Below are 24,865 nucleotides of genomic sequence, written 5' to 3'. Positions count from 1 at the left end.
TCTGAGCGGAGGCATGTGGTGCACTTCACGGCAGTCGATGTGATCCGGGCGAAGCGCGACGGCGCCGCCCTCACCGATGCCCAGATCGATTGGGTGGTCGACGCCTACACCCACGGCCGCGTCGCCGAGGAACAGATGGCCGCGCTGGCCATGGCGATCCTGCTGCGCGGGATGGACCGCCGCGAGATCACCCGCTGGACCACGGCGATGATCGCCAGCGGCGACAGCATGGACCTGAGCGCGGTGCCGCGCCCGACCGTCGACAAGCACTCCACCGGTGGCGTCGGCGACAAGATCACGCTGCCGCTCGCGCCGCTGGTCGCCGCGTGCGGTGCCGCGGTGCCGCAGCTGTCCGGCCGGGGGCTCGGCCACACCGGCGGCACGCTGGACAAGCTGGAGTCGATCCCCGGCTGGCGGGCTCGCCTGACCACCGAGGAGTACCTGGCGCAGCTGCACGGCGTCGGCGCCGTGGTCTGTGCCGCGAACGACACCCTGGCGCCGGCCGACCGGAAGCTCTACGCGCTGCGGGATGTCACCGGCACGGTCGAGTCGATCCCGCTGATCGCGTCGTCGATCATGAGCAAGAAGCTCGCCGAGGGCGCGTCGGCGCTGGTCCTGGACGTCAAGGTCGGCTCGGGCGCGTTCATGAAGACCGAGGCGCAGGCGCGTGAGCTGGCCGAGACGATGGTCGCGATCGGCACCGACCGGGGCGTGCGCACGGTGGCGCTGCTGACCGCGATGAGCACGCCGCTCGGGTACACGGTCGGGAACGCGCTGGAGGTCGAGGAGAGCGTCGAGGTGCTGGCCGGCGGGGGCCCTGCCGACGTCGTCGAGCTCACGGTCGCGCTGGCCCGCGAGATGGTCGCCGCAGCGGGGCTGAACGTCGACCCGGCCGACGTGCTGGCGTCCGGCAAGGCGATGGACACCTGGCGGGCGATGATCAGCGCCCAGGGAGGAGACCCGTCGGCGCCGTTGCCGGTCGCGCCGGTCACCGAGGTGGTCCGGGCCGAGCAGGACGGCGTCCTCACCCGGCTGGACGCCTACGCGGTCGGGGTGGCCGCCTGGCGTCTGGGTGCGGGTCGTGCGCGCAAGGAGGACGCCGTCTCGGCGTCCGCCGGTATCCGGCTGCACCGCCGCGAGGGCGATCGGGTCGCCGCGGGCGACCCGATCCTCGAACTGCACACCGAGGACGCCGACCGCATCCCGTCCGCGCTGGAGGCGCTGTCCGGCGGGGTCGTCGTCGGCGAACCCGGGACGGCCGTGGCCGCCGAGCCGCTGGTGCTCGGCCGGATCGGCGGTTGACCGTGCTATGTAGTCCGCGCTGTCCCGGACGGGGCTGACGATGGCGAACGAACCCGACCTCGACGTCGGTCGGGTCGCCGTACCGGACGCGGTGCTCCCGACGGCCCCCGGCGCCGCACCGGCTCGGGGCAGCGCGTCGCCGAGCGCACCGCGGCCGAGCGTCGCAGCGCCGCTGAAGCAGGGGGAGGGCTCCGGCCGGGCCGCCCCGAAGCGGCGTGCCGGAGCTGACCCGGAACCGGCTCCGGAGGGCCAGACTCCCGCGCCGGACCCGGTGATGATCCGGAACGCGACGCTGGCCGACCTCGTCGAGCTGGGGTTCCCACCGCCGCCGGACGGCTACCCGCTGGTCTGGGAGCCGGGTGACACCGTGGCGCTGCGCCCGACGCCGGAGATCCTCGCGCGCTGCGCCGTGCTCAACGCGGTGCTGGCCGGCGTGTTCGGTGCACCGCCGGAGCTGACCTGCGGCTGGCTCGAACGCAACGGTCTGGTGGACGCGGTCACCGAGCCGGAGTGGGAGTTCCTGTCCGAGCGGAAAGGTTCGGGTGACCTCTACGGGCTGCACGTCGAGGCGCTCTGGGCGTTCGCCTGGGTGCTCGGCGTCGGCGAGGACCTCGACCCGGGACGCTACTGCGGTGAGGGGCTGGCGGCGTGGCTGCCCGATATCGGCGTCGGTGAGTCGTTCGTGGCCTGGCAGCAGCGAGCCGGTGTGCGTCCGCGCCCGGCCGCCGAGGTCGCCGCGCTGCTCGACCTGCACTACTGCCTCGACTGGGGGCACGTGCAGGCGCTGATGAACGACGAGCCTCCGCCTGGCGTGACGCTACCGTACGTGATCGGCCAGAGACGGTGGGCACTTGAATGGGCCGTTACGTTCCGCGGTCCCTATCACCCAGCGCCGCCGCGCTGGGATGAGGTTGATCTCGCGAGTTGAAAAGCCTCCGCAGGTCGACCTTGCCTCTCTAGAGTGGCAACGCGGCGCGGTGCTCCCGAGGCCTCCGTGCCAGTAGTTGACCGGAGGGATACGAACAGTGACGGGGACCAGCCGTCCAGCCGATCCACCCACGGGACGAGCGCGCCGCGCGTTGGTTCCCCTCCTCGCCGCTGCCGCGCTCGTACTGGCCGCCTGCGGTGACGGAACCGCGGGCGATCAGAACCAGAGCACTGCCGGGCCGACGAGCGACGACACGCTGACCTCCAGCCTCGACGCGTATAACGACGCCCCGATCGGCGGCCGCTTCTCCGACGCCGAGCGTGGCGCTCTGGTGCGCGCTCGCTGCGCCGCCGACAGCTGTACCTACCAGCTGGTGCGCACCGAAGACGGTGGCGCGACCTGGTCGGTGTCCGCGATCCCCGGCGCCCCGGTGACCAGCGCGCCGCTCGACGACGCGCACGCGGCGGTGCTGCCGGGCGGCCAGGTCGTCACCGAGATCCAGGTCGGCGCCGATCGTCCGGCCCGGCACACCGCCGACGGTGGTAAGACGTGGCCGGCCCACAACGCCGCGCCGCTCGGCGTGACCGACAAGGTGCCGAGCAACGGTGCGCTGGTCGGCTGGTGCTCCCAGAGCGTCGACTGCGCCGAGCCGTTCCTCCGGGTGATCCTGCCCAGCGGGGCGTCGGCGTCGTTCGGACCCCCACCGGCGGAGCTCACCGAGACGGTTCGAGCGACCCGGGTGGCCGACGGTTCGATCTGGGTCCAGGGCCGGGACGGCGTCGGGCGAGTCCTGCTCGCGGTGAGCCGTTCGAACGGCACCGAGTGGACGACCAACCGGGTGCCCGCGCCGGCCTCGTCGAACGTCGACATCGTCGGGACCGGTGAGCTGGCCTGGGTGCTCTCGCTGTCCGAGGACAGCGGGGGCGGCACCGGCGGGACGGCGCCCGGTGCGCCCGCCCGGAAGCTGCGGCAGTCGCTGCTCTACAGCCAGACGGCCGGCGCCTCGTTCGACAGCGTGAAGCTCCCCGAGGAGTACCGGCTCAACACCGGGAGCGGCATCGGCGTCACCGACGCGGGTGACGCGGTGATCTCCTCTGACGGGCGGGTCGCGGTGATCTCGCCGAGCGGCCAGGTCACGCCGGTGAACGACGTCAAGGGCGCGGTCTACGACCTCGGCCCCCAGATCCTCGTCCACGGCCCCGGTGGCAGCTGGGTCTCCGCCGACGCGAAGACCTGGTCACCACTCCCGAAGGGCTGACTCCACTAGCTCCACGGGGGGAGCTCGGGAAGGTTTCCGGTGGTGGCGAGGGCCGGGGCAGCGAGGCCGACCCGGCCGAGCACCCAGGCCAGGACCGCGGAGTCCGGTCCGTCGATCGTCGCGACGACCTCCCCGGTGCCGAATCGGCTCGGCCCCACCTGCACGGCCGTGCCCGGCGGCAGCCGGCCGGGTAGCTTCGCCAGCTCGTGCGGCAGGTGGCACGCGACGAACTCGTCCGGCCACGACTCGATCGTGTAGACGTCGAGCCCCAGGTCGACGTGGTGGATCTCGACCTCGCGCCACCGCGACCACGCGCACCGGTTCGCCGGGTACGCGCCGGTCGGGAACTGCACCTGCCGTCCCCAGGTCGGCGCGGTCATCCGCGCGAACGCGTACACGATCTTGAGGTTCGTCTCGTAGACCTCGTCCATCAGCTCGTTCGCGCCGCTCTGCGCGCCGAGCTCGATCTCCGCGTCGCGCACCGCCGGACCACCGGGATAAGCCTCGGCCGGGCGCTGGGTGAGCACTCCGTCGATCAGCCGCACCATCGCCTCGGCGCCCCGCGCCACGTGCGCGATCACGTGCCCGCGTGTCCAGCCGGGGAGAACCGAGGGCTCACGGAGGTCGGAGTCGGTGAGCGTGGCGAGCGTACCGGCGAACCGCTCCTGCGCCAGCGGGACGTTCGCGACGGCGGCGGGAAGGTCGTACGTCGACGTTGTCACCCGGCACATCCTGCCCTGGGTGGGACTCCCGTTGCAGTACTTCCGCGTCGACTGACGGGTAAATGTGAAGACCTACCTCGGTTCGCACCGAGGTAGGTCTTCGCGAACGGGGTTCGGTCAGTCGCGGGCGGATGCCCCACTGAGGACGGCCGGCTCCCGAGTGGACTCGGGTCCCACCGGCGGCGCGGACACGGTCTCCTTCAGGCCGAACCGGTCGTACACCTTCTTCAGCGGACGCGGTGCCCACCAGTTCGCGCGGCCGAGCAGCGTCATCGTGGCCGGCACCAGGAGGCAGCGGACGATCGTCGCGTCGACCAGCACCGCGACCACCAGGCCGACGCCGATCTGCTCGACGGTGCCGATGTCACCGAGCACGAAGCAGGAGAACACGATGACCATCGCGATCGCCGCCGAGGTGATGATCCCGCCGGTCCGCTGCAGACCGGCCCGGACCGCCGCGTCGTTGGACTTCCCGGAGTCGTACTCCTCCTTGACCCGGGCCAGCAGGAACGTCTCGTAGTCCATCGACAGCCCGAACGCGAACACGAAGATCACGATCAGGACGCCCGGATCGAGGCCGGGGTTGACCAGCAGGTCCAGCGGGTTGGCGCCCCAGCCCCACTGGAACGCCGCGATCATCGCGCCGAACGTGGCACCCATCGAGACCAGGTTCATCAGCAGGGCCTTGATCGGCACGATCACCGACCCGGTCATCAGGAACAGCAGCACGAACATCGCCAGCGCGATGACCCCGGCGGCCAGCGGCAGATCCCGCTTGTAGAGCTGCAACTCGTCGTAGAAGTACGCGGACTGGCCGGTCACCCACGACTCGCCACCGTCCGGACGGTCGGCTCGCAGCCGCTCCACCAGCTCCCGGGCGGCCGGCCCACTGGCGTCCCCCTTGGTGTCGATCCGCACCAGCGACGTGCCCGGACGCACCTGCTCGGCCTCGCCGATCCGACGCACCTCCGGATCGTCGGCGAAGCCGGCGGCCCACTGGTCGAGCGCGGCGGCGTCCATCCGGGCCACCACCGTGAGCGCGGGCGCCTCCTGGCGACCGAAGCGGGAGTCGAGCGTGTCGAGCACCCGGCGGGACTCGATCGAGGTCGGGATCTCGCCGATGCCCGGCGAGCTGATCTTGGCCGAGAACACCGGGATCGCGGCGACGAGCAGCACCAGCAGCGAACCGATCAGCACGACCACCGGACGACGCTGGACGGCCCTGGCGACCGCGGCGAACACACCGCGCTCCGGGTCGACGTGCCGGGCCTTGCGGAACCGGCGCGAACCGGCCGGGGTGATGCGACGGCCGATCAGCCGCAGCATCGCGGGGATCAGCGTCACCGCGGTGAGCATCGTGACCAGCGCGATCGAGATGCCTGCCGCGCCGATCGCCTGCATGAACGGCATCTGGACGACGACCAGGCCGGCGAACGCCGCCATCACCGTGAGCGCCGAGAACGCAACCGTCCGGCCGGCGGTCGCACCGGTGCGACCGATCGCCTCTTCCCGCAGCGCCAGCGGCAGGATCGGCTTGCCGACGCGCACCTTCTTGGACGCCAGGCCCGGACCGGCGGCGGCGACCAGCGTGGCCAGCTCCTCGCGGTACCGGGAGACCACCAGCAGGCCGTAGTCGATCGAGAGACCCAGTCCGAGCAGCGTGACGACGGTGACCGTGTCACTGCCCAACCCGACGAACTTCGAGAAGCCCCAGAGCGTCACCATCGCGGTGGCCACCGACGCGATCGCACCGATGACCGGCAGCCCCGCGGCGATGAACCCGCCGAACACGATCACCATGAAGACCAGCGTCAGCGGCAGCGAGATCAGCTCCGCAGTGGCCAGGTCGCTCTCCACCGCCTCGTTGATCTCGCGGCCGAGGAGCTGGTCGCCGCCGAGTTCGAGCTTCGCGCCCGACAGGCCGTCGTCCATCCGGTCGAGCCGCTTGCTCACCGCCTCGACGGACTCGTCCTCGACGTCGCTCTCCAGGTCCTTCTCGAAGTGGACGATGACCAGCACCGCCCGCTTGTCCTGGGAGATCAGCGCCGGACCGGCCGAGTACGGGGTGTCGACCCCGATCACCCCGGGCTCGTCGCGGACGTCCGCGGCGGCCTGCTCGACCGCGGACTTCGTCGCCGCAGCGTTCGGGTCGACCCGGTCGATGACCGCGATCACCGAGCCGCCCTCGGTCTCGGCTTCTTCCAGCACGTCCGAGCCGGTGACCGACTCGAACTTCACGTCGTTGCGGTCCTGGTCGAGAGAGTCGAACACTGGCCCGCTGGCGAACACACCGCCGACGATTGCGAGGACCCAGACAGCGACGACCAACAACCGGTGTCGGAAACAGAATCGGCTCAATCGACCGAACATCCGTGTACCCCTCCGTGCCCGCACCCCCGCCGGGCGCGTCGACGGGGTAAACCCTCGCGGAGTGGCCCCGTTGCGGGCATCCGGTAGCCCCCCTGATTCGACCCCGGGCTCCGGGGCGGTGGAGCCTAGGGGCGACCCCTAGTACCGAGGTATCGATACCGAAGTATGAGAGCGAGCAACGTAACGGGCCGATTAACTGGAGTCGGCCGGTTCCACAACGAACTCGCAACGACATCGTCCCTGCTCACCGCGCGTGAAATCAGGGTGCCTCGCTGGGATAGCCTCTGCGGGCATGAGTGATCCGTTGGCCTACTCCGACATCGTTCGGGCCCCGAAGGTACTTCTGCACGACCACCTCGACGGTGGGCTCCGCCCCCGGACGGTCGTCGAGCTGGCGGCCGAGACCGGGTACCGCGACCTCCCCACCACCGACGTAGACGAGCTCGGCGAGTGGTTCCGGGTGCAGGCCGACTCCGGTTCGCTGGTCCGATACCTGGAGACGTTCAGCCACACGGTCGGCGTTATGCAGACCAAGGACGCGTTGAGCCGCGTCGCCGCCGAGTGCGCGTACGACCTGGCGCTGGACGGCGTCGTGTACGCCGAGGTCCGGTTCGCGCCGGAGCTGCACATCGAGCAGGGGCTGGCGCTGACCGAGGTCGTGGACAGCGTCCTGCACGGGTTCGAGGCCGGTGCGGCGCAGGCCGCGGCCGAGGGCCACACGATCCGGATGGGGACGCTGCTGACCGCGATGCGGCACGCGGCCCGGTCGCGCGAGATCGCCGAGCTGGCGGTCGCCTACCGGGACGCCGGGGTCGCCGGGTTCGACATCGCCGGGGCGGAGGCCGGGTTCCCGCCCACCCGCCACCTCGACGCGTTCCAGTACATCAAGCGCGAGAACGGTCACTTCACGATCCACGCGGGTGAGGCGTTCGGGCTGCCGAGCATCTGGGAGGCGCTGCAGTGGTGCGGCGCGGACCGGCTGGGGCACGGCGTCCGGATCGTGGACGACATCGAGACCGGCGAGTCCGATCTGGCTGAGGTCGACCCCCGGGACGGCGTGGCGCGGCTCGGCCGGCTCGCGGCGTACGTCCGGGACAAGCGGATCCCGCTGGAGATGTGCCCGTCGTCGAACATCCAGACCGGCGCGGCAGCGTCGATCGCCGAGCACCCGATCGGGCTGCTGCGGGACCTGCGGTTCCGGGTCACGGTGAACACCGACAACCGGCTGATGAGCAACACGTCGATGTCGAAGGAGTTCACGCTGCTGTCCGAGGCGTTCGGGTACGGCTGGGCCGACCTGCGCTGGTTCACGGTCAACGCGATGAAGAGCGCGTTCCTGCCGTTCGACGAGCGGCTGCGGCTGATCGAGGACGTCATCAAGCCCGGCTACGAACAGTTGCTCGCTCCGTGAGTGCTCCGGCCGGGCTCGCGCAGCGGGCGGTTCTCCGGGTCTGGAGCGGGATCCTCTGGTTGTCGGTGGCGAGCGTGGCTGCCTGGGTGCTGGTCCGCGGTTTCGGGTACGACCATCGGACGCCGTTCGCGCAGCTGGTTTCGTTCACGCCGTACCTCGCGGTGGCGTCGCTGGTCCCGTTGGTGGCAGCGCTGGTCACCCGTGCGTGGCGGGTCGCGGTGGTGGCCGGGATTCTGGTCGCGGTGCTCGGGGCGTTCGTGGTGCCCAGGATGGTGCCCAGCGGGTCGCCGGACGGCGACCGGCTGACCGTGATGGCGTTCAACACGAAGATCGGCGTGGGTTCGGTCGAGGAACTGGCGGCGCTGATCCGGCGGGAGAAGCCGGACGTGCTGACCGTTCAGGAGCTGACGCCGGAGTGGGCGGCGAAGTTCGCGGCGCTGGAGCTGTTCCCGTACTCGGCGCAGCGTGCGTTGCCGGGCGCCGCAGGGACCGGGATCTGGGCGAAGTACCCGTTGACCGATGCGCGGACGGTCGACCCGAAGTCGGGGTTCGATCAGACGTTCGCGGTGCTCCGCCGGCCGGGGAAACCGGCGGTGGAGGTGGTGAGCGCGCACCCGCGTCCGCCGGTGATCCGGACCGACGACCTGGGGTCGCCGCGTCGATGGGTCGGTGACCTGGAACGGCTGCCCGCGGCGTCGGACTCCGGGCCGGTGCGGGTGATGGCAGGCGACTTCAACGCGTCGTTCGACCACTCGCCGTTCCGGGACCTGGTCGATACCGGCTACGTGGACGCCGCGGTCGAGGTCGGCAAGGGTCTGGTGCCGACCTGGCCGATGAACGGTAACCACGCGCCGCCGGTGACGATCGACCACGTGCTGGTTGATTCGCGCGGCGACGCCTCGTCGTTCGACGCCTACACGATCGCCGGCAGCGACCACCGAGCCATCGTCACCGACCTGGTGTTGCCGTCCTAGCGGCTCACTCGGCGGGGATCATCACCCAGGCGATGAGGTAGATCAGGAACTGGGGGCCGGGGAGCAGGCAGGAGATCAGGAAGATCAGGCGGACGGTGTTGGAGGAGAGGCCGAATCGACGGCCGAACGCCGCGCACACCCCGGCGATCCACCGGTCGTTCCGCGGACGGGCGAGGCGACGGCCGTAGGACACCGACGACATGGTGAGCACCTTTCTTGAGATCGGGCGGCGGATTGCCGCGCCGATATCAAATGTGCTACCGGGTTCGGTTCGAAACGTCCGTCGTGAGCATGATTCCGGCATCCGGGGCAACCCGGGGGCTCGACGCCCCGTTGCTCAGGGCTGCTACTGCCCCTACTGCTCGAAGATTCCGAAGACGTTCCCGGCCGGGTCGCGGAAGCGGGCGGTCACCTCGGGAGCGTCCGCTCCGATCGGCTGGATCACCTCGCCGCCGTGCTGCACCAGCGCCGCGATCGTCTTCTCGACGTCGTCCACCATGATGTAGATCAGCAGCCCCGGCTCGGACGCCGGCGGCCGCCCGGTGACCCAGACACCGCTGACCTCGCCGACCGTGTCGTCGAATGCCAGCGCTCCATCACCTCGCCGACGTAGAGCCCACCCGAAGACCCGGCTGTAGAAGTCCGCCGACTGCCGCACGTCGAGGGCCGGGATCTCGAGATAACTGAGCTTGCCGTTGGCCAATGTGGGCATCGCTGCTCCGTAACCGTCGTTTTCGGACCGGACACCCGTAAGTGTGCCGTTGTATGCGGTGTATCGGGCGACGTCGCCCATGAAGTCCCGTGAAATAGCGACGTTCTCGGCTCACTCACGTATGCAGGCTCCGTTCGGCTCAGGTCCGGACGGGACGAAGCCGCAGAACGGTACCGGGGGACGCCTGCGCGGCCAGCCACAGATCGTCCGGATCGACCACACCGATCACCGGGTAGCCCCCGGTAACCGGATGATCGGCGAGGAACAGCACCGGCCCGGACGGTGGGATCTGTAGCGCGCCGGCCACCATGCCCTCGCTCGGCAGCTCGTCGTCGATCGCGCGGGGGAGCGGCGGTCCGTCGAGCCGGGCGCCGACTCGGTCGCTGCGCGGCGTCACCGTCCAGGCCGCGGTGTAGAGGGCGTCGACGGCCTCCGGGGTGAACCAGTCCTCGCGCGGCCCCGGGTACACCCGGAGCACCGGCTCCGCCGGGATCGGCGGCTCGACCACCCGGCGAGCGGCGTCGGCCGCCCACACGCCAGCGAGGTCCAGCTCCGCGTCCGACGCCCAGGCCTCGTCGCGCGTCGGGCCGGCTCCGGGCACGCGCGGGGCGGTGAAGATTTCGGTGCCGAGCGGCAGCTGGTCACCGTTGCGCAGCGGCGCCGGTCCGAGCCCGGACAGCGTGTCGGTGCTGCGGCTGCCGAGCACCGGCTCGACCGCGATGCCACCGGCGACGGCCAGGTACGCGCGGACGCCTGCCCGGGCGGCGTCCACCCGGAGTTCAGCACCGGCGGGGACGCCCACCGCAGCACCGTGCGGCATCACCAAACCGTCCACCGACAGCGGGCAGCGTGCGCCGGTGAGCGCGATCACGACGTCCGCAGAGGGAACGGCCACCAGACCGCCCACGGTCACCTCCAGCGCCGCCGCGAACGCGGCGTTGCCGACGAGCGTGTTCGCGCGCGACAGCGCGGGCAGGTCCAGCGCACCGGACCGCGGGACGCCGACGTGGGCCCAGCCGGTCCGGCCACGGTCCTGGACGGTGGTGAGCGGACCCGCGGTCCGGATCGTCAGCACGGGACGAACCGAACTCGGTCGCCGGGGGAGAGGAACGCGGGCGGATCGGCGGTGGCGTCCCAGAGGGTCTGCTCGGTGTGCCCGATCAGCTGCCAGCCACCCGGCGACGGCCGTGGGTAGACGCCGGTGAACTCCCCGGCCAGCCCGACCGCACCGGCCGGGACCCGGGTGCGCGGCTCGCTGCGGCGTGGCACCCGCAGCGGGTCGGGGAGGCCGGTGAGGTAACCGAAGCCGGGCGCGAACCCGGTGAACGCAACCGTGTAGACCGCGCCGGTGTGCAGCGCGACGACGTCGTCGGTTCCGACGCCCGCGCGTGCCGCCACGTCGTCCAGGTCGGGTCCGTCGTAGTGGACCGGGATCGTCAGCTCCCGGCCCGCCTGCAACGACGCCTCATCCGGACGCCAGTCGGCCGCCCACCGCAGGTCAGGGGCGTACCCCGGGCTCATCCGCACGAGAACCGTCCGCGCGCCCGGCACGACGTCCTCGACGCCGGGCAGCGCGCGCCGGACGATCTCCGCACGCAGCGCCGCCGGATCGGGGGTGTCGATCAGCTCGGCGTCCCGACCCATCCGGGCTGGTCGGCTCAGTCGTGCCACTCGACGGACGAGGAGATGCGGCCGATGACGCTCCGCCAGGCCAGTGCGGCCTGCTCGGCGCCGATCTTCTTGAGCTTGCGGCGGCCGAAGAAGCCCTTCGCGCGCAGTGCCTCGTCCAGGTCGTCCAGCGGGCTGCCGGACGCCAGGACGGCCTCGACCTCGGTGAGGTGCAGCGCGTACGCCAGGTCGCGGGCCAGCTCGCCGGCGCCGATGATCAGGTCGCGCTCCCAGACGTCCCGGCCACCGCGCAGGTTGTCGACGACGAGGTCGAGCTCGTAGCGGTCCTCGTCGTCGGGCACGACCAGGTCGGGCGTGATCGTCTCGACCAGCTCGGCCCAGCTCTCGCTGCCGGCCAGGTCGTGGACGGCGGGGGACTTCACGAACGCGACCAGCGACTCGGCGTCGCGGAAGAGGTGGAGCGTGCCGTTGGTGGCGAGGAAGACGGCTTCCTCCTCGCCGGCGGCGACGCGGGCCCGGCCGGGCTGCTCGTCGTCCCCGGTGACCTCGTCTTCGTCGTCCTCGAAGTCTTCGTCGTCGAAGTCGCGGGCCCGCCGGTCGCGGACGTCCTCGTCGTCTTCGTCGTCTTCGTCGTCGAGGTCCGCCGCGCCGCGACGGCTGCGACGGTCGGTCTCGTCGTCTTCGTCCTCGTCGTCGTCCGCGTCGGCGCGCTTCCCGCGGGGAGCGTCCTCGTCCTCGTCTGCGTCGTCCGGGTCGTCCTCTTCCGCGGCCGCGAGCGCCTCGGCTTCGAGTTCCTCGTCGAGTTCGTCCTCGGGCTCTTCCTCGACGACGCGGTACTGCCGCAGCGTCAGGCCCACGCCGCCGCGTGGCAGCGCGATCTCGACCGGGTCGATTCCGAGCGCGGCCCAGTACTCCGCCACGCGCTCCGTGCGTTCGCCGTCGCCGGCCTCGTCGGACGCATCGTCCTCGGGGGCCTCGGGCGCGTCGTCGTCAGTCACCGCGTCCTCACGCGGTTCGACGTCCTCCGGGTGCCTGCCCGCCACGGCTCCTCCTGGGTGCGGCCGATTCGTCCGCGTCTACCTTAGGGCCGACGCGCCGCACAGTGGCGAGCGCCACCCGACGTTTCAGCTGTCGTCGTTGTCGACCACCAGTTGCGGTTCGCCGTCGTCCCACCAGGCGGCGATCGCGGTCGACTTTCCGGGGCCGTTGAACGAGATCTGCACTCGCGTCGGGCTCAGCTGTTTCACTTCCGGTGTGTAACCCGTTTCCGGATACGCATCAATAACGATGACTTTGTTGCTGTTCCACTGGATTTTCGCCCAGCCGCCATCGGTCGAGACCGTGCTGAGGTAGTTCAGCAGCCCGTCCTGATCCTCCCACGTCTGCGGCTTGGGGGACGCTTCGTTGCTGGTCTGTACCGTCGGTTGCGGCGACGGGCTGCGCGTCGTACCGGCTGCGGGAGGCGGACCGGTCGCTCGGGGTGACGCACTTTTCAGTTCAGCTACGGAAAGTGGTTTTGCCCGATCTGGGACGGCGGCATAAAGGACGAGGCGAACGCCAAACCACGAAACGGTCACTGCTAAGGCGGTGGTACCAAGCCAAAGCAAGGTGAGCCGTACCGCACGAGGCATACCGTCCATCCTTTCATCGGGCTACCGTGCCGGACATGCCGACCGTGTTGCTCGTCGAGGACGACCCCACGATCCGTAGTGCCCTTGTACGGTCTCTGTCAAAGGCGGGCCACGTGGTCCGCGCTGTGGGAACCGCTCTGGACGCACTACGGGAAGTCACGTCAGCGCGTCCCGACGTAGTGATCCTCGACCTAGGACTACCCGACTTGGACGGTGCGGACGCATTGCGTATGTTGCGAGGCGTTTGTGATGTTCCGGTGGTGGTGGCGACTGCCCGTGACAACGAGCGGGAAATCGTCCGTCTGTTGAACTCCGGTGCCGACGACTACCTCGTCAAGCCGTTCTCGTTCGAGCACCTCACCGCGCGGATGACCGCCGTGCTCCGGCGGAGCAGCCCGGGTGAGGTCCGGCGGGACCCGACGCTCACCGTCGGTGGTCTCCGGATCGACCTGAACCGCCGGGAGGCGGTGCTCGACGGCACTCCGCTCGACCTGGCGCGGCGAGAGTTCGACTTGCTCGCCTACCTGGCCGCCCGGCCGGGCACGGTGGTGAGTCGCCGGGAGCTGGTCGAGGCCGTTTGGCGCCAGCCCGCGGTCGGTGGTGACCAGACGATCGATGTGCACCTGTCCTGGTTACGCCGCAAGCTAGGAGAGACCGCGGCTGCCCCGCGGTACCTGCGGACCGTTCGTGGGGTAGGTGTGAAGCTCGTGGATCCCACATGAGACCGGGCAACCGATGAGGCGGGCCCTCGCGCTGGTCGCGCTCGCGACCACGTCGATGGTCTCGTTGGCCTTCGTCGTGCCCCTGCTCCTGGTCGTGCATCAGATCGCCCGCGACCGGGCGATCACGGATGCCCAGCGCCAGGCGGACTCGGTGGTGACGTTGCTCGCCGGGACGAACGTCGCCCAGAGCATCGAGGACGCACTGGCGACGGTTCCGGCGTGGAAGCAGGACAGCCTGGCCGTGCACTTACCGGGCCAGGCGGCGATCGGGACCACCCGCGCGAAACCCGCTGATATCCGGCTCGTCCGGAGCCGCGTCGACGAATCGATCACCGCCGACGTCGACGGTGGTGTCGTCTACCTGCGTCCGACCACGCTCTCGTCCGGCGACGACGTCGCGGTCATCGAGGTGTTCGTGCCGTCCGAAGCGCTGAGCCGGGGGGTCACCGGTGCGTCGGTGGCGCTCATCCTGGTCGCGCTGGGGCTGGTCGTCGGATCGGTGGTGGTCGCCGACCGGCTGGCCGCAAAGGTCGTCGGTGCGACCAGGAACTTGGCGGCGGTCGCCCGTGCGTTCGGTGACGGCAACCTGGAGGCCCGGGTCGAACCGTCCGGGCCGCGGGAGTTGTCCGACGCCGGTGTGTCGTTCAACCAGATGGCCGACCGCGTCGTCGCCACGCTCGACGCCGAACGCGAGCTCGCCGCCGACCTCTCGCACCGGCTCCGAACGCCGCTGACCGCGCTCCGCCTGGACGCCGAGGCGCTGGACGACGGTGTTGACGCCGCCCGGATCCGCGAGGCCGTCGCAACGCTGGAGCGCGAGGTCGACGTCATCATCCAGACCGCGCGCCGTCCGCTCTCCGAGCGCGGCCCGGAGTGGTGCGACCTCGCCGAGGTCGTCGCCGACCGCGTCGACTTCTGGGGCGCGCTCGCGGAGGACGAGCACCGCGACTGCCGGCTGTCAGGCGTCGGGCGGCGGGTTCCGGTCGGAGTGTCCCGCACCGAGCTGGTCTCGATCGTCGACGTGCTGCTGGGTAACGTGTTCCGGCACACCGCGCCGGGCGTGGCGTTCGCGGTCAGCGTGCTGATGCTGCGCGGGCCGGTGGCCGCGCTGGTGATCGAGGACGCCGGTACCGGCATCCGGCATCCGCGGATGGCGGTGCGGCGGGGGAACAGCGGCGGCGGCTCAACCGGCCTCGGCCTGGACATCGTGCGCCGGGTGGCGGAGGCGGCCGGGGGCTCGATCCGGATCGACACCAGCCCGATGGGCGGGGCGCGAATCCGCGTTGACCTGGCCATGCTCGACCCGGCGGTGTTCGGTCACCTGGGTCGCGGCGGAGTGATGCCGAACCGGGAGGACGCCGACCGGTCGTGGCCTGATGTGCCTCGTGGGGCGGGTGATTATCGGCCGCTGCACCGGGCGGTCGGGGCGCTCCGAGCGATGCGGAAGACACGGGTTAACTCGCGGTCAGAGAGACCTTAACGAAACCTCAAGGGGCTTCCCGCTGGTCAGCGGCCCATCGTAACGTTCTGTTGTCAGACACCCGCGAACCGACGCCGACCCCCCGGGCGCCGGACGCAGCCAAAGCGCGGTGGGACGAGGCAGGCAAGGGCCCCCCGTCCCACCGCGTGGTCTTTTGTGGGCGGCCCGCTGAGAACGACGAGGACAGGCGAGCGAGCCTCCTTATGACGGGCCCCCTAATGTCACGGCGTCGGCTCGCTCGACTGCCCTCGACGCTCTCAGCGGGCTCCAGGTCAGAACAAGGCGCCTGCGGCCTCTCCCGCTCAGGTGAAAGTTGGCCACCTGTCGATGGGTGGTCAAATTCCTACGGGGTGCCAGACGGTCTTTGTCTCGGTGAACGTGGTTAGGCGGCTCAGGGGTGGGTCGGCGGTGAAATCTTCGGCCGGGTCGGGGCGGCGGACGCGCTTGAGGTTCGCCGCGGCCAGGGCCTCCCACTCCGCGGCCTGCTCGGCGTCGGCGCCGGTGAGGTCGATGCCCCGCACCTCCTCGTGCGACGCCAGCCACGAGCCGAGCTCGGCCGCCTGACCGGTCAGCACGTTCACGACGCCGCCGGGCAGGTCGGACGTCGCCAGCACCTCGGCCAGCGTCACCGCCGCCAGCGGATGCTCAGAGCTCGCCAGCACCACGCACGTATTGCCGGTCGCGATCACCGGTGCGACGACGCTCACCAGCCCGAGCAGCGGCGCGGCCGGCGGCGCCAGCACCGCGACCACCCCGGTCGGCTCCGGCGTCGAGAGGTTCAGGTACGGCCCGGCGACCGGGTTCGTGGCGCCCACGACCTGCGCGTACTTGTCGGCCCACCCGGCGTAGAAGACCCAGCGGTCGACGGCGGCGTCCACGGCGGCCTCCGCGTCGGCGCGCGGGCCGCCCAGCTCGTCGGCGAACTGCGCCCGCCGGCCCTCGAGCATCTCGGCGACCCGGTACAGGATCTGGCCCCGGTTGTACGGCGTCCGCGCGGCCCAGCCGCCGAACGCCTTGGCCGCTGCGACGACCGCGTCCCGGACGTCCTTCCGGGAAGCCCGCGCCACGTTCGCCACGAACGCCCCCTCCGCGTCGACGACCGGGTACGTGCGTCCCGACTCACTGCGGGGGAACGCACCACCGATGTACAGCTTGTACGTCTTCCGGACGCTCAGCCGGGCCGACGGCGCCAACGCGGCGAGCCGGCTCGCCATCCCCACGCGCGGCGGCGCGGCGGGCGAGGTCGGCAGCGCGTCCGCCGACACGCCCTTCGTCACGACGGTCTCCGTCCGCGAGGCCGATGCCTGGCGACCGCCGCCACGCCTGGCGGGCGCGGCGGGCGCGGCCTTGCGTGCGGTGGTGCGCTTCGTGGGGCGGGCGGCACCGGATTTCGCCTGCGGCCGGGCGTCGCCATCGTTGTTCGGCTGGGTCATCGGACGTAGGCCTCCAGGCCGTGGCGACCGCCCTCGCGGCCATAACCGGACTCTTTGTAGCCGCCGAACGGCGACGCCGGATCGAACTGGTTGAACGTGTTGGCCCACACCACGCCCGCGCGCAGCTTGTCTGCCATCCAGAGGATCCGGGAGCCCTTTTCGGTCCAGATCCCTGCCGACAGCCCGTACGGCGTGTTGTTGGCCTTCTCAACGGCTTCCGCGGGCGTCCGGAACGTCAGCACGGACAGCACCGGGCCGAAAATCTCCTCCCGGGCGATCCGGTGCGCCTGTGACACGCCGGTGAACACGGTCGGCGCGAACCAGAACCCACGGTCGGGTAGCTCACACGGCGGCGACCAGCGCTCGGCGCCCTCGGCCTCGCCCGCAGCCGTCAGTTCCTCGATCCGCGAGAGCTGCGCCGCGGAGTTGACCGCCCCGACGTCCGTGTTCTTGTCCAGCGGGTCGCCGACCCGCAGCGTCGCCATCCGCCGACGCAGCGCGGCCAGCACCTCGTCGGCCACCGACTCCTGGACCAGCAGCCGGGAACCGGCGCAGCAGACGTGCCCCTGGTTGAAGAAGATCCCGTCGACGATCCCCTCGACCGCCTGGTCGATCGGCGCGTCGTCGAAGACGATGTTCGCGGCCTTGCCGCCCAGCTCCAGCGTCAGCCGCTTGCCGGATCCGGCGACCGCGCGCGCGATCTCCCGCCCGACGTCGGTCGAGCCGGTGAACGCGACCTTGTTGATGCCGGGGTGCGTGACCAGCGCGCGGCCAGTCTCGCCGGCCCCGGTGACGATGTTGACGACGCCCGGCGGCAGGTCGGCCTGCTGACAGACCTCCGCGAACAGCAGCGCGGTCAGCGGCGTGGTCTCGGCCGGCTTGAGCACGACGGTGTTGCCGGTGGCCAGCGCCGGCGCGATCTTCCAGGCCAGCATCAGCAGCGGGAAGTTCCACGGGATGACCTGCCCGGCGACACCGAGCGGCCGGGGTGCGGGACCGAGGCCCGCGTAGGACAGCTTGTCGGCCCAGCCCGCGTAGTAGAAGAAGTGCGCGGCGATCAGCGGCAGATCGACGTCACGGGACTCGCGGATCGGCTTGCCGTTGTCGAGCGACTCCAGCACCGCGAACTCACGGGCCCGTTCCTGCAGGATCCGCGCGATCCGGAACAGGTACTTCCCCCGTTCGCGACCCGGCATCGACCCCCAGACCGTCTCGAAGGCGTTCCGGGCCGCGGCGACCGCCCGGTCCACGTCCGAAGAGTCCGCCGACGCGACCTCGGCCAGCACCTCCTCGTCCGCCGGGTTGACGGTCTTGAAGACACCGCTGCCGTCGGTGAACTCGCCGTTGATGAACAGCCCGTAGTTCGGGCGGATCGAGACGACGTCACGAGATTCGGGTGCGGGCGCGTATTCGAACATGCTCAGTCCAGGGTCACGTGGTCGGAGCCGGCGTAGTGGCCGGTGGCGATCTTGCGGCGCTGCAGCAGGACGTCGTTGAGCAGGCTGGACGCGCCGAAGCGGAACCAGTCGGGGTCGAGCCAGTCGGGCCCGGTGATCTCGTTGACCATCACCAGGTACTTGATCGCGTCTTTCGCGGTGCGGATGCCGCCGGCGGGCTTCATCCCGACCTGGCGCCCGGTCGCGACCCGGAAGTCGCGGCACGCCTCGAGCATCACCAGCGTCACCGGCAGCGTCGCCGCGGGCGACACCTTGCCGGTCGACGTCTTGATGAAGTCGGCCCCGGCCAGCATCGCCAGCCAGGAGGCCCGGCGCACGTTGTCGTAGGTGACGAGTTCGCCGGTCTCCAGGATCACCTTGAGGTGCGCGTCGCCGCAGGCCCGCTTCACCGCGACGATTTCCTCGAACACCTGGCCGTAGCGGCCGGAGAGGAACGCGCCACGGTCGATCACCATGTCGATCTCGTCAGCGCCCGCGGCGACGGCGGCCCTGGTGTCGGCGAGCTTCACCTCGCGCGGTGCCCGGCCGGACGGGAACGCGGTGGCCACGGCGGCAATGTGAACACCGGAGCCGCGCAGAGCGTCCACCGCGTCCGGAACCCGGTCACCGTAGACGCAGACCGCAGCCACCGGCGGGGCGTCGTCGCCCGGGTGCAGCGCCTTGGCGCACAGCGCCCGGACCTTCCCGGGCGTGTCGGCGCCTTCCAGCGTCGTCAGGTCGATCATCCGGATCGCCAGGTCGAGCGCGTAGACCTTGGACGACGTCTTGATCGAGCGGGTGCCGAGGCGAGCCGCGCGCGACTTGGCGCCGACCTCGTCCACACCGGGGAGGCCGTGCAGGAACCGCCGGAGCGCGACTTCGGAGCGGGTGACGTCGCGGAGCGAATCGGTGCTGTCGGCACTGTCGACGCCCGGCCCGGCGGACGCGGTAACAGACATGCCGACGATCCTACGCAGCGCGTGACCGGCCCGGTCAGGGCAACTTACACCTGTCGACGGTGCGGACGCCCGGCGCGAGTTGCCGGACGCCGGGTGACGGATCAGCCAACGGCGCGCGCCGTTACGTGAAGGGCCGGTGAAGCGTGCGCCGGAGGCCCCTACGGGGTGCCCCTGATCCCTACCGTCGACCGCAACCCGCGGCCCGACGAGCGAAGGAGGCGGGCATGCCCGACCCGGCGGCCCTCCGCATCGCGCACTTCTCCGACACGTTCCTGCCGCGTCGGGACGGCGTGATCACGTCGATCCGGACGCTGGCCGGCGCGCTCGGTAGCCGGGGGCACGAGAGCGTGTTGTTCGCGCCGGGCTATCCGGACGCGACGCCGGTCGGGTTCCCGGTCGTCGGGCTGTCATCGGTGCCGTGCGGTGTGGCCGACCTGCGGCTGGCGACCTGGCCGCGGTCGCGGAGCGTCGAGCGAGTCGCCGATGCCGCACCGGACCTGGTGCACGTCCACACCCCCGGCCCGGCGGGGCTGCTCGGCGTACTGGCCGCGCAGCGACTCGGGCTGCCGCTGGTGCAGACCTACCACACCGACCTGCACGCCTACCTGGAGGCGTATCGGATCCCGACGACCGCGCTCCGGGTTCTGCTGACCGCGTACCGGCGGCGCCTGGGAGTCGACGCCTCACCGGCGCCGCGCCGTGGCTTACGGGTGGTGCGCGGCGCGGCAGGCGCGTGGCGTCCGGAGCGTCGGTCGGCTGCCCGCGGCGGCTTGCTCGACGCGGCGAACGCCGCGTTCTTCGCCGGCACCGACGTGGTCGTGGTGCCGACCGGGGCGGTGCTGCGCCGGTCGGCGCTGCCGGTGGACCCGGCGCGGATCGTCTCGGTGCCGACCGGGGTCGCGCCGCGGGCGGTGGCCGCCGATGCCGGCCGCGGCTTCCGGGACCGGTACGGCATTCCGGCGGACGCTCCGCTGGTGCTGTTCGTCGGCCGGGTGAACCGGGAGAAGAACGTCGAAGCGCTGCTCGCCGCGGTCGCCGAGGTGGCCGTCGCGCTGCCGACCGTGCGGGTGGCGCTGGTCGGGGCGGTGTACGAGCAGCGGTGGCTCGCCGGGCTTCTGCGGACGCACGGCGTCGGTGACCGGGTGGTGATCACCGGGCAGCTCCCGGCCGCCGCGGTCGCGGAGGCGTACGCGGCCGCCGACGTGTTCGCGTTCCCGTCGCTCACCGACACCCAGGGCCTGGTGCTCCAGGAGGCCGCGCTGGCCGGGGTGCCGGTCGTGATGGCCGACTCGGTCCTGCACGCGCACGGGCCGCTCGCGGGCGCGGCGGTGTGCGCGTCCGGTGATGGGTTCGCCGCCGCGATCACCGCGGTGCTGTCCGACGGCGAACTGGCGACCCGGACCGCCGTGGCCTGTCGAACCGCCGCACTGCGGCACACGCCGGAGGCGTACGGCTCCGCGATCGAGGCGGTGTACCGCCGTGCGCTGGCCGAGCGGCGCGCTCCCCTCCCCCTGCGAGCGACCGCCTGACCTTTGGGTTGTGGCTGGTGAACGGGTACCTTCGCGTCGTGCAGACCCTTGTCGTCGATCACCCGCTCGCCGCTGCCCGCCTCACCACGATGCGCGACGCGCGCACCGAGCCGGCGGTTTTCCGTGCCGCGCTGCGTGAGCTGACCCTGATGCTGGTCTACGAGGCCACCCGATCCATCGAGATCGAGCAGTACCCGATCCACACCCCGGTCGCGCGCACCAACGGCACCCGGCTGGCCAACCCGCCGCTGCTCGTGCCGGTGCTGCGGGCCGGTCTCGGGATGGCCGAGGCGGCGTTCGGGCTGCTGCCCGAGGCGTCGATGGGGTTCGTGGGCCTCGCGCGGGACGAGGAGACGTTCCAGCCGCGGGCGTACATGGAGTCGCTGCCGGAGAACCTGACCGGGCGCCCGGTGTTCGTGCTGGACCCGATGCTGGCCACCGGCGGGTCGCTGCAGCACTGCGTCGGGCTGCTCACCCAGCGCGGCGCCAGCGACGTGACCGTGATCTGCGCGCTGGCCGCGCCGGAGGGGCTGCGGCGCCTGGAGGAGGCCGACCTGCCGATCCGGGTGGTCACCGCGAGCATCGACGAGCGGCTCAACGACTCGGCGTACATCGTCCCCGGGCTCGGTGACGCGGGCGACCGGCAGTTCGGCTCCGTCTGAGGGGTCAGACGCCGAGGGCCGCCGCCACCTCGGCCCGTAGCGCCGCGAGGTGCTCGGCGGCGGCCCCCCGTGCGGTGTTCACTCCGCGGGATACCGGTTCCACGACTTCCAGGTACGCCTTGAGCTTGGGTTCGGTGCCCGACGGACGGACGACCACCCGCACGCCGGGCGCCCGGAGCGTCAGCACGTCGGCGTCGGGCAGCCGGTCGTGCACCTCGGTGATCGCGCGCCCGAGCAGGGTGGTCGGCGTTGCGGAACGGATCCGCGCCATCATGTCCGCGATCTCCCGCAGGTCGTCCACCCGCACCGACAGCTGCGACGTCGCGTGCAGCCCGAACTCCACGGCCAGTTCGTCCAGCCGGTCGGTGAGCGTCCGCCCGCGTGCCTTCAGCTCCGCGGCCAGGTCGGCGATCGCGAGCGCGGCGCCGATCCCGTCCTTGTCCCGGACGACGCCCGGCGCCACGGCGTACCCGAGCGCCTCCTCGTAGCCGAACGCCAGGTCGTCGGCCGCGCGGACGATCCACTTGAAGCCGGTCAGCGTCTCGGCGGCGCGCGCGCCCCGGGCCGGCGCCAGCGTGCTCAGCAGCGACGACGACACGATCGTCGTCGCGAACGTGCCCCGGACGCCGTGCCGCAGCAGCGAATCCGCCAGCAGCGCCCCCACCTCGTCGCCGTGCAGCAGCCGCCAGCCGCTCGGTGACGGCACCGCGACCGCGCACCGGTCGGCGTCGGGGTCGTTCGCGATCGCGATGTCGGCCCCGATCGACGTCGCCAGCGCCACCAGTTCGTCCACGGCCCCCGGCTCCTCCGGGTTGGGGAACGCGACGGTCGGGAACGCCGGGTCCGGCTCGGACTGGGATGCGACCACGGACGGTGGTGCGAACCCGGCTGCGGCGAACGCCCGCTCCAGCACCTCCCGGCCCACCCCGTGCAGCGGCGTGTAGGCCACCGCGAGCGCCGCGCGCCGGGCGTCCGCCGCCGGATCGGCACCCAGCACGGCCTGCACCGTCGCCGCCACGTACTCGTCGACCAGCAGCTCTTCGACCTGCTGCGCGGCCGTTCCGAGCGGCACCGCCGCCAGCTGCTCGACCGCGCGGATCCGCTCTTCGATCTCCTTGTCGGCGGGCGGCACGATCTGCGCGCCGTCGGACAGGTAGACCTTGTAGCCGTTGTCGCCCGGCGGGTTGTGGCTCGCCGTGACCATGACGCCCGCTGCGGCGTCCAACCGGCGGACCGCGTACGCCAGCACCGGCGTCGGCAGCGGCCTCGGCAGCACCAGGGCGGCCCGGCCCGCGCCGGTGACCACCGCAGCCGTCTCGGCCGCGAAGTCGGCGCTGCCGCGGCGAGCGTCGTACCCGATGACCACCGGACCGTCGGCCTGCCGGTCGTCCAGATAGGCGCAGAGACCCGCCGCAGCCGCCCGCACCACCGCACGGTTCATGCCGTTCGGCCCGGCCCGCACCGGGCCACGGAGGCCCGCGGTCCCGAACGTCAGCGGGCCGGCGAACCGGTCGGCGAGGTCGTTCAGAGACCCGGGAAGTCCGGCCAGCACCGCTTGGAGCTCGGCGCGCGTGACCGGATCGGGATCGTCGGCGATCCAGGTTTCGGTGCGGTGCCGCAGAGCGGCCACCTCGTGGCCGGTCCAGCCGGACGTTTCGGTCATGTGTCCATCGTGCCCACCCTGCTGACCGGCCACGCGACCGGGTCGGCATTCCGGAACTCGTGATGACGAGGGGCCGCGAAAGACCCGTGCGCTGATTACGCTGGCCCGGATTGACCCCTACTGAGGGGGCAGGCAGGGTCCCGCGTCTCGCGGGACGGTGGGTGGAGGGAATCTATTCGGTCGGACGGGACACGCGGGAGGAGTTCGTGCTGTTGCGGCAGGTGGCAGGCCAGTGATCCCGACTAATCCGACGACTGACGCAGGTTCGATGTTTCGTGCTGCACGGGACTTCTTGATCGAGACGGCGACGGATTACACAAGGGCGATCAATCAGTTCGCTTGGCCCCGTTTCAGCGCATTCAACTGGGCTCTGGACTGGTTCGACGGCGTCCTCGCTACCGAACACGCCGACGACCGTGCGCTGTGGATCGTCGATGCCGCAGGCGCCGAACAGAGCTGGACGTTCGCCGAACTGTCGGCGCGGTCGGACCAGGCGGCCTGCTGGTTGCGCGGCCACGGCGTGCGACGCGGCGACCGGGTCCTGGTGCAGCTCGGCAACCAGGTCGAACTCTGGGAAACGCTGCTCGCGCTGATGAAGCTGGGCGCGGTCGCGGTCCCGACGTCGCCGCTGCTACCGCCTGCCGACGTCGCCGGGCGGGTGAGCCGCGCCGACGTCGGTCACGTGGTCGTGCGCGCCGACCGGACCGCCGGCCTGAGCTCGCTGCCGCCCGCACTCACCCGGATCGCGGTCGGGCGACCGGCCGACGGGTGGCTCGACTACGGCGACTGCCGGCACGAGACCGGCCCGTTCACTCCGGACGCCGTGACGCGCCCTGACGACCCGCTGCTGATCCTGTTCACGCCCGGCACCACCGGGTGGGCGAAGGCGATCGTGCACACCCACGTCTCGTACCCGGTCGGGCACCTGACGACGATGTACTGGGCGGGCCTCCGCCCCGGTGACGTCCACCTGAGCGTGTCGTCGCCGGGCTGGACCAAGCACCTGTGCGGCAACGTCTTCACGCCGTGGAACGCGGCCGCCTGCATCCTGGTGTACGCCGCGCCCCAGCCCTCGCCAGGAACACTGCTCGGGCTGATGGAGCGCTGCGGGGTGTCGACGATGTGCGCTCCGCCGAAGGCATGGCGGACGATCGCCGCGAGCGAGCCGGAGCGCTGGCGCGGACGGCTGCCGCGGCTGCGGGAACTCGTGACGATCAGCGAGCCGGTGAGCCCGGCCGTCGTGCACCAGATCCGGCGCGCCTGGGGCCTGACCGTCCGCGAGGGTTACGGGCAGTCGGAGGCCACCGCGCTGGTCGCGCACACGCCGGAGCAGCCGGTGACGCTGGGTGCGATGGGGCGTCCGCTGCCGGGCTGCCCGGTGGTGCTGGTCGACCCGGTCAGCGGTTACCCAGCTGCGCCGGGCGAGGAGGGCGAGATCTGCCTCGACCTGGCGCGGCGTCCGTTGGGGCTGATGGCGCATTATCTGGACGCCGTGGAGCCGGTGGTCGCGGGGCGAACCACCGTGCCGGACGGGCGGTACTACCGCACCGGGGACGTGGCGGTCGCCGACGAACTGGGCTTCCTGCGGTACCTGGGCCGGGTCGAAGATGTGTTCTCCAGCGCCGACCATCGGATCTCGCCGGTCGAGCTGGAGGGGGTGCTGGTCGAGCACGAAGCGGTCGGGGAGGCGGCGGTGGTCCCGACGCCCACCGCCGCCGACGCGCTGCCGAAGGCGTACATCGACCTGGCCGAGGGGTACCGGGCCGGGCCGGAGACCGCACGGGCGATCCTGCGGTACGCGCGCTCGCACCTGCCGCCATACCAGCGGGTGCGGCGGCTGGAGTTCGGGCCGCTGCCGCGCACGGTCTCCGGCAAGGTGCGCCGCATCGAGCTGCGCAACCGGGAACGAGCCGGCCACCGCCGCCCGAACGAGTACCGAGACGAGGACTTCCCGGAGCTCCGCGACTGATCCCTGCCTCCCAGGCGCCGTTGAGCGGATTGCATTTGGAAGGGCCAGAGGTCTTCCAAATGCAATCCGCCCGCG

22 protein-coding genes are annotated in these 24,865 nt (G+C 71.6%); 10 read left to right on the top strand and 12 right to left on the bottom strand.

Annotated elements, in window-relative coordinates; translation table 11 throughout:
* The first annotated feature begins 15 nt into the window (after positions 1 to 15).
* The 3 genes from BUB75_RS31770 (at position 16) to BUB75_RS31760 (ending at position 3,488) form a co-directional block, all read left to right on the top strand.
* On the top strand, positions 16 to 1,302 hold the full coding sequence (locus BUB75_RS31770) for a thymidine phosphorylase (RefSeq protein WP_073262180.1): 1,287 nt from the start codon (positions 16 to 18) through the stop codon (positions 1,300 to 1,302).
* Between the two features lie 40 nt (positions 1,303 to 1,342).
* Positions 1,343 to 2,230 (top strand): DUF4272 domain-containing protein, encoded by an 888-nt coding sequence (locus BUB75_RS31765; protein ID WP_218617889.1) that lies wholly within the window; start codon positions 1,343 to 1,345, stop codon positions 2,228 to 2,230.
* Positions 2,231 to 2,381: 151 nt separating this feature from the next.
* Positions 2,382 to 3,488, top strand: coding sequence for a hypothetical protein (locus BUB75_RS31760; RefSeq protein WP_073262178.1), 1,107 nt, complete (start codon positions 2,382 to 2,384; stop codon positions 3,486 to 3,488).
* Positions 3,489 to 3,493: 5 nt separating this feature from the next.
* On the opposite strand, the gene BUB75_RS31755 is transcribed toward BUB75_RS31760, so the two are convergent.
* Both BUB75_RS31755 and BUB75_RS31750 read right to left on the bottom strand, forming a co-directional pair.
* Positions 3,494 to 4,210, bottom strand: a complete 717-nt coding sequence (locus tag BUB75_RS31755) for a maleylpyruvate isomerase family mycothiol-dependent enzyme (RefSeq protein WP_073262176.1) — start codon at positions 4,208 to 4,210, stop codon at positions 3,494 to 3,496.
* 117 nt (positions 4,211 to 4,327) lie between these two features.
* Positions 4,328 to 6,541 (bottom strand): MMPL family transporter, encoded by a 2,214-nt coding sequence (locus tag BUB75_RS31750; RefSeq protein WP_178380025.1) that lies wholly within the window; start codon positions 6,539 to 6,541, stop codon positions 4,328 to 4,330.
* A 331-nt stretch (positions 6,542 to 6,872) separates the two neighbouring features.
* Between BUB75_RS31750 and BUB75_RS31745 the strand changes: the two genes are divergently transcribed.
* Together BUB75_RS31745 and BUB75_RS31740 are read left to right on the top strand one after the other, a co-directional pair.
* Positions 6,873 to 7,991, top strand: coding sequence for an adenosine deaminase (locus BUB75_RS31745; protein WP_073262172.1), 1,119 nt, complete (start codon positions 6,873 to 6,875; stop codon positions 7,989 to 7,991).
* Positions 7,988 to 8,965, top strand: coding sequence for an endonuclease/exonuclease/phosphatase family protein (locus BUB75_RS31740; RefSeq protein WP_084741947.1), 978 nt, complete (start codon positions 7,988 to 7,990; stop codon positions 8,963 to 8,965). Before BUB75_RS31745 ends, BUB75_RS31740 begins: the two co-directional genes overlap by 4 nt.
* Before the next feature lie 4 nt (positions 8,966 to 8,969).
* Here the strand turns inward: BUB75_RS31740 and BUB75_RS31735 are convergent, their stop codons facing one another.
* From BUB75_RS31735 to BUB75_RS45665, 6 genes are all read right to left on the bottom strand, one after another.
* Positions 8,970 to 9,167, bottom strand: a complete 198-nt coding sequence (locus BUB75_RS31735; RefSeq protein ID WP_073262497.1) for a PspC domain-containing protein — start codon at positions 9,165 to 9,167, stop codon at positions 8,970 to 8,972.
* 153 nt (positions 9,168 to 9,320) lie between these two features.
* Positions 9,321 to 9,677 (bottom strand): VOC family protein, encoded by a 357-nt coding sequence (locus BUB75_RS31730; RefSeq protein ID WP_073262493.1) that lies wholly within the window; start codon positions 9,675 to 9,677, stop codon positions 9,321 to 9,323.
* Between the two features lie 139 nt (positions 9,678 to 9,816).
* Positions 9,817 to 10,752 (bottom strand): 5-oxoprolinase subunit C family protein, encoded by a 936-nt coding sequence (locus tag BUB75_RS31725; RefSeq protein WP_073262170.1) that lies wholly within the window; start codon positions 10,750 to 10,752, stop codon positions 9,817 to 9,819.
* On the bottom strand, positions 10,746 to 11,321 hold the full coding sequence (pxpB, locus tag BUB75_RS31720) for a 5-oxoprolinase subunit PxpB (RefSeq protein ID WP_073262168.1): 576 nt from the start codon (positions 11,319 to 11,321) through the stop codon (positions 10,746 to 10,748). Before pxpB ends, BUB75_RS31725 begins: the two co-directional genes overlap by 7 nt.
* Positions 11,322 to 11,335: 14 nt before the next feature.
* Positions 11,336 to 12,349: a hypothetical protein gene (locus tag BUB75_RS31715; protein WP_073262166.1), complete on the bottom strand. Its 1,014-nt coding sequence runs from the start codon at positions 12,347 to 12,349 to the stop codon at positions 11,336 to 11,338.
* An 81-nt stretch (positions 12,350 to 12,430) separates the two neighbouring features.
* Positions 12,431 to 12,937, bottom strand: a complete 507-nt coding sequence (locus BUB75_RS45665; protein ID WP_143175526.1) for a hypothetical protein — start codon at positions 12,935 to 12,937, stop codon at positions 12,431 to 12,433.
* A 35-nt stretch (positions 12,938 to 12,972) separates the two neighbouring features.
* Between BUB75_RS45665 and BUB75_RS31710 the strand changes: the two genes are divergently transcribed.
* Both BUB75_RS31710 and BUB75_RS31705 read left to right on the top strand, forming a co-directional pair.
* Entirely contained in the window at positions 12,973 to 13,659 is a 687-nt protein-coding gene (locus tag BUB75_RS31710) for a response regulator transcription factor (RefSeq protein ID WP_073262492.1), read from the top strand.
* Positions 13,660 to 13,672: 13 nt separating this feature from the next.
* Positions 13,673 to 15,139, top strand: coding sequence for an ATP-binding protein (locus tag BUB75_RS31705; RefSeq protein WP_073262164.1), 1,467 nt, complete (start codon positions 13,673 to 13,675; stop codon positions 15,137 to 15,139).
* 335 nt (positions 15,140 to 15,474) lie between these two features.
* On the opposite strand, the gene BUB75_RS31700 is transcribed toward BUB75_RS31705, so the two are convergent.
* The 3 genes from BUB75_RS31700 to deoC all read right to left on the bottom strand — a co-directional run bounded on the left by BUB75_RS31700 (position 15,475) and on the right by deoC (position 18,967).
* The gene (locus tag BUB75_RS31700) at positions 15,475 to 16,353 is read right to left on the bottom strand and encodes an aldehyde dehydrogenase family protein (RefSeq protein ID WP_073262490.1); all 879 of its coding nucleotides are present in this window, start codon (positions 16,351 to 16,353) and stop codon (positions 15,475 to 15,477) included.
* 215 nt (positions 16,354 to 16,568) lie between these two features.
* Positions 16,569 to 17,990 (bottom strand): aldehyde dehydrogenase family protein, encoded by a 1,422-nt coding sequence (locus BUB75_RS31695; RefSeq protein ID WP_073262161.1) that lies wholly within the window; start codon positions 17,988 to 17,990, stop codon positions 16,569 to 16,571.
* Positions 17,991 to 17,992: 2 nt separating this feature from the next.
* On the bottom strand, positions 17,993 to 18,967 hold the full coding sequence (gene deoC / locus BUB75_RS31690) for a deoxyribose-phosphate aldolase (RefSeq protein ID WP_073262159.1): 975 nt from the start codon (positions 18,965 to 18,967) through the stop codon (positions 17,993 to 17,995).
* A gap of 224 nt (positions 18,968 to 19,191) precedes the next feature.
* Here deoC and BUB75_RS31685 point away from each other — a divergent pair, with 224 nt between their 5' ends.
* The gene (locus tag BUB75_RS31685) at positions 19,192 to 20,496 is read left to right on the top strand and encodes a glycosyltransferase (protein WP_073262157.1); all 1,305 of its coding nucleotides are present in this window, start codon (positions 19,192 to 19,194) and stop codon (positions 20,494 to 20,496) included.
* 89 nt (positions 20,497 to 20,585) lie between these two features.
* A complete protein-coding gene (upp, locus tag BUB75_RS31680) occupies positions 20,586 to 21,158 on the top strand; it encodes a uracil phosphoribosyltransferase (protein ID WP_425430908.1) in 573 nt (190 codons plus the stop codon).
* Positions 21,159 to 21,162: 4 nt separating this feature from the next.
* Here the strand turns inward: upp and BUB75_RS31675 are convergent, their stop codons facing one another.
* A complete protein-coding gene (locus BUB75_RS31675) occupies positions 21,163 to 22,821 on the bottom strand; it encodes a phospho-sugar mutase (protein ID WP_073262155.1) in 1,659 nt (552 codons plus the stop codon).
* Between the two features lie 268 nt (positions 22,822 to 23,089).
* Here BUB75_RS31675 and BUB75_RS31670 point away from each other — a divergent pair, with 268 nt between their 5' ends.
* Entirely contained in the window at positions 23,090 to 24,790 is a 1,701-nt protein-coding gene (locus tag BUB75_RS31670; protein WP_073262153.1) for an AMP-binding protein, read from the top strand.
* The last annotated feature ends 75 nt before the right edge of the window (positions 24,791 to 24,865 follow it).

Origin of the sequence: Cryptosporangium aurantiacum (genome assembly GCF_900143005.1) — a bacterium.
In the GTDB taxonomy this organism is placed as follows: Bacteria; Actinomycetota; Actinomycetes; order Mycobacteriales; family Cryptosporangiaceae; genus Cryptosporangium; species Cryptosporangium aurantiacum.
The sequence above is the reverse complement of the archived record's forward strand: the minus strand, read 5'-3'. Positions and strand labels throughout refer to the sequence as shown.

What these genes read in the sequence shown, in the direction of transcription:
- BUB75_RS31765 (WP_218617889.1), top strand. Translation starts at nt 1,343, where the DNA reads ATGGCGAACGAACCCGACCTCGACGTCGGTCGGGTCGCCGTACCGGAC.
- BUB75_RS31745 (WP_073262172.1), top strand. Translation starts at nt 6,873, where the DNA reads ATGAGTGATCCGTTGGCCTACTCCGACATCGTTCGGGCCCCGAAGGTA.
- BUB75_RS31735 (WP_073262497.1), bottom strand. Translation starts at nt 9,167, where the DNA reads ATGTCGTCGGTGTCCTACGGCCGTCGCCTCGCCCGTCCGCGGAACGAC.
- BUB75_RS31730 (WP_073262493.1), bottom strand. Translation starts at nt 9,677, where the DNA reads ATGCCCACATTGGCCAACGGCAAGCTCAGTTATCTCGAGATCCCGGCC.
- pxpB (WP_073262168.1), bottom strand. Translation starts at nt 11,321, where the DNA reads ATGGGTCGGGACGCCGAGCTGATCGACACCCCCGATCCGGCGGCGCTG.
- BUB75_RS45665 (WP_143175526.1), bottom strand. Translation starts at nt 12,937, where the DNA reads ATGCCTCGTGCGGTACGGCTCACCTTGCTTTGGCTTGGTACCACCGCC.
- BUB75_RS31710 (WP_073262492.1), top strand. Translation starts at nt 12,973, where the DNA reads ATGCCGACCGTGTTGCTCGTCGAGGACGACCCCACGATCCGTAGTGCC.
- BUB75_RS31705 (WP_073262164.1), top strand. Translation starts at nt 13,673, where the DNA reads ATGAGGCGGGCCCTCGCGCTGGTCGCGCTCGCGACCACGTCGATGGTC.
- BUB75_RS31700 (WP_073262490.1), bottom strand. Translation starts at nt 16,353, where the DNA reads ATGGCGAGCCGGCTCGCCGCGTTGGCGCCGTCGGCCCGGCTGAGCGTC.
- BUB75_RS31695 (WP_073262161.1), bottom strand. Translation starts at nt 17,990, where the DNA reads ATGTTCGAATACGCGCCCGCACCCGAATCTCGTGACGTCGTCTCGATC.
- deoC (WP_073262159.1), bottom strand. Translation starts at nt 18,967, where the DNA reads ATGTCTGTTACCGCGTCCGCCGGGCCGGGCGTCGACAGTGCCGACAGC.
- BUB75_RS31685 (WP_073262157.1), top strand. Translation starts at nt 19,192, where the DNA reads ATGCCCGACCCGGCGGCCCTCCGCATCGCGCACTTCTCCGACACGTTC.
- upp (WP_425430908.1), top strand. Translation starts at nt 20,586, where the DNA reads ATGCGCGACGCGCGCACCGAGCCGGCGGTTTTCCGTGCCGCGCTGCGT.
- BUB75_RS31675 (WP_073262155.1), bottom strand. Translation starts at nt 22,821, where the DNA reads ATGACCGAAACGTCCGGCTGGACCGGCCACGAGGTGGCCGCTCTGCGG.
- BUB75_RS31670 (WP_073262153.1), top strand. Translation starts at nt 23,090, where the DNA reads ATGTTTCGTGCTGCACGGGACTTCTTGATCGAGACGGCGACGGATTAC.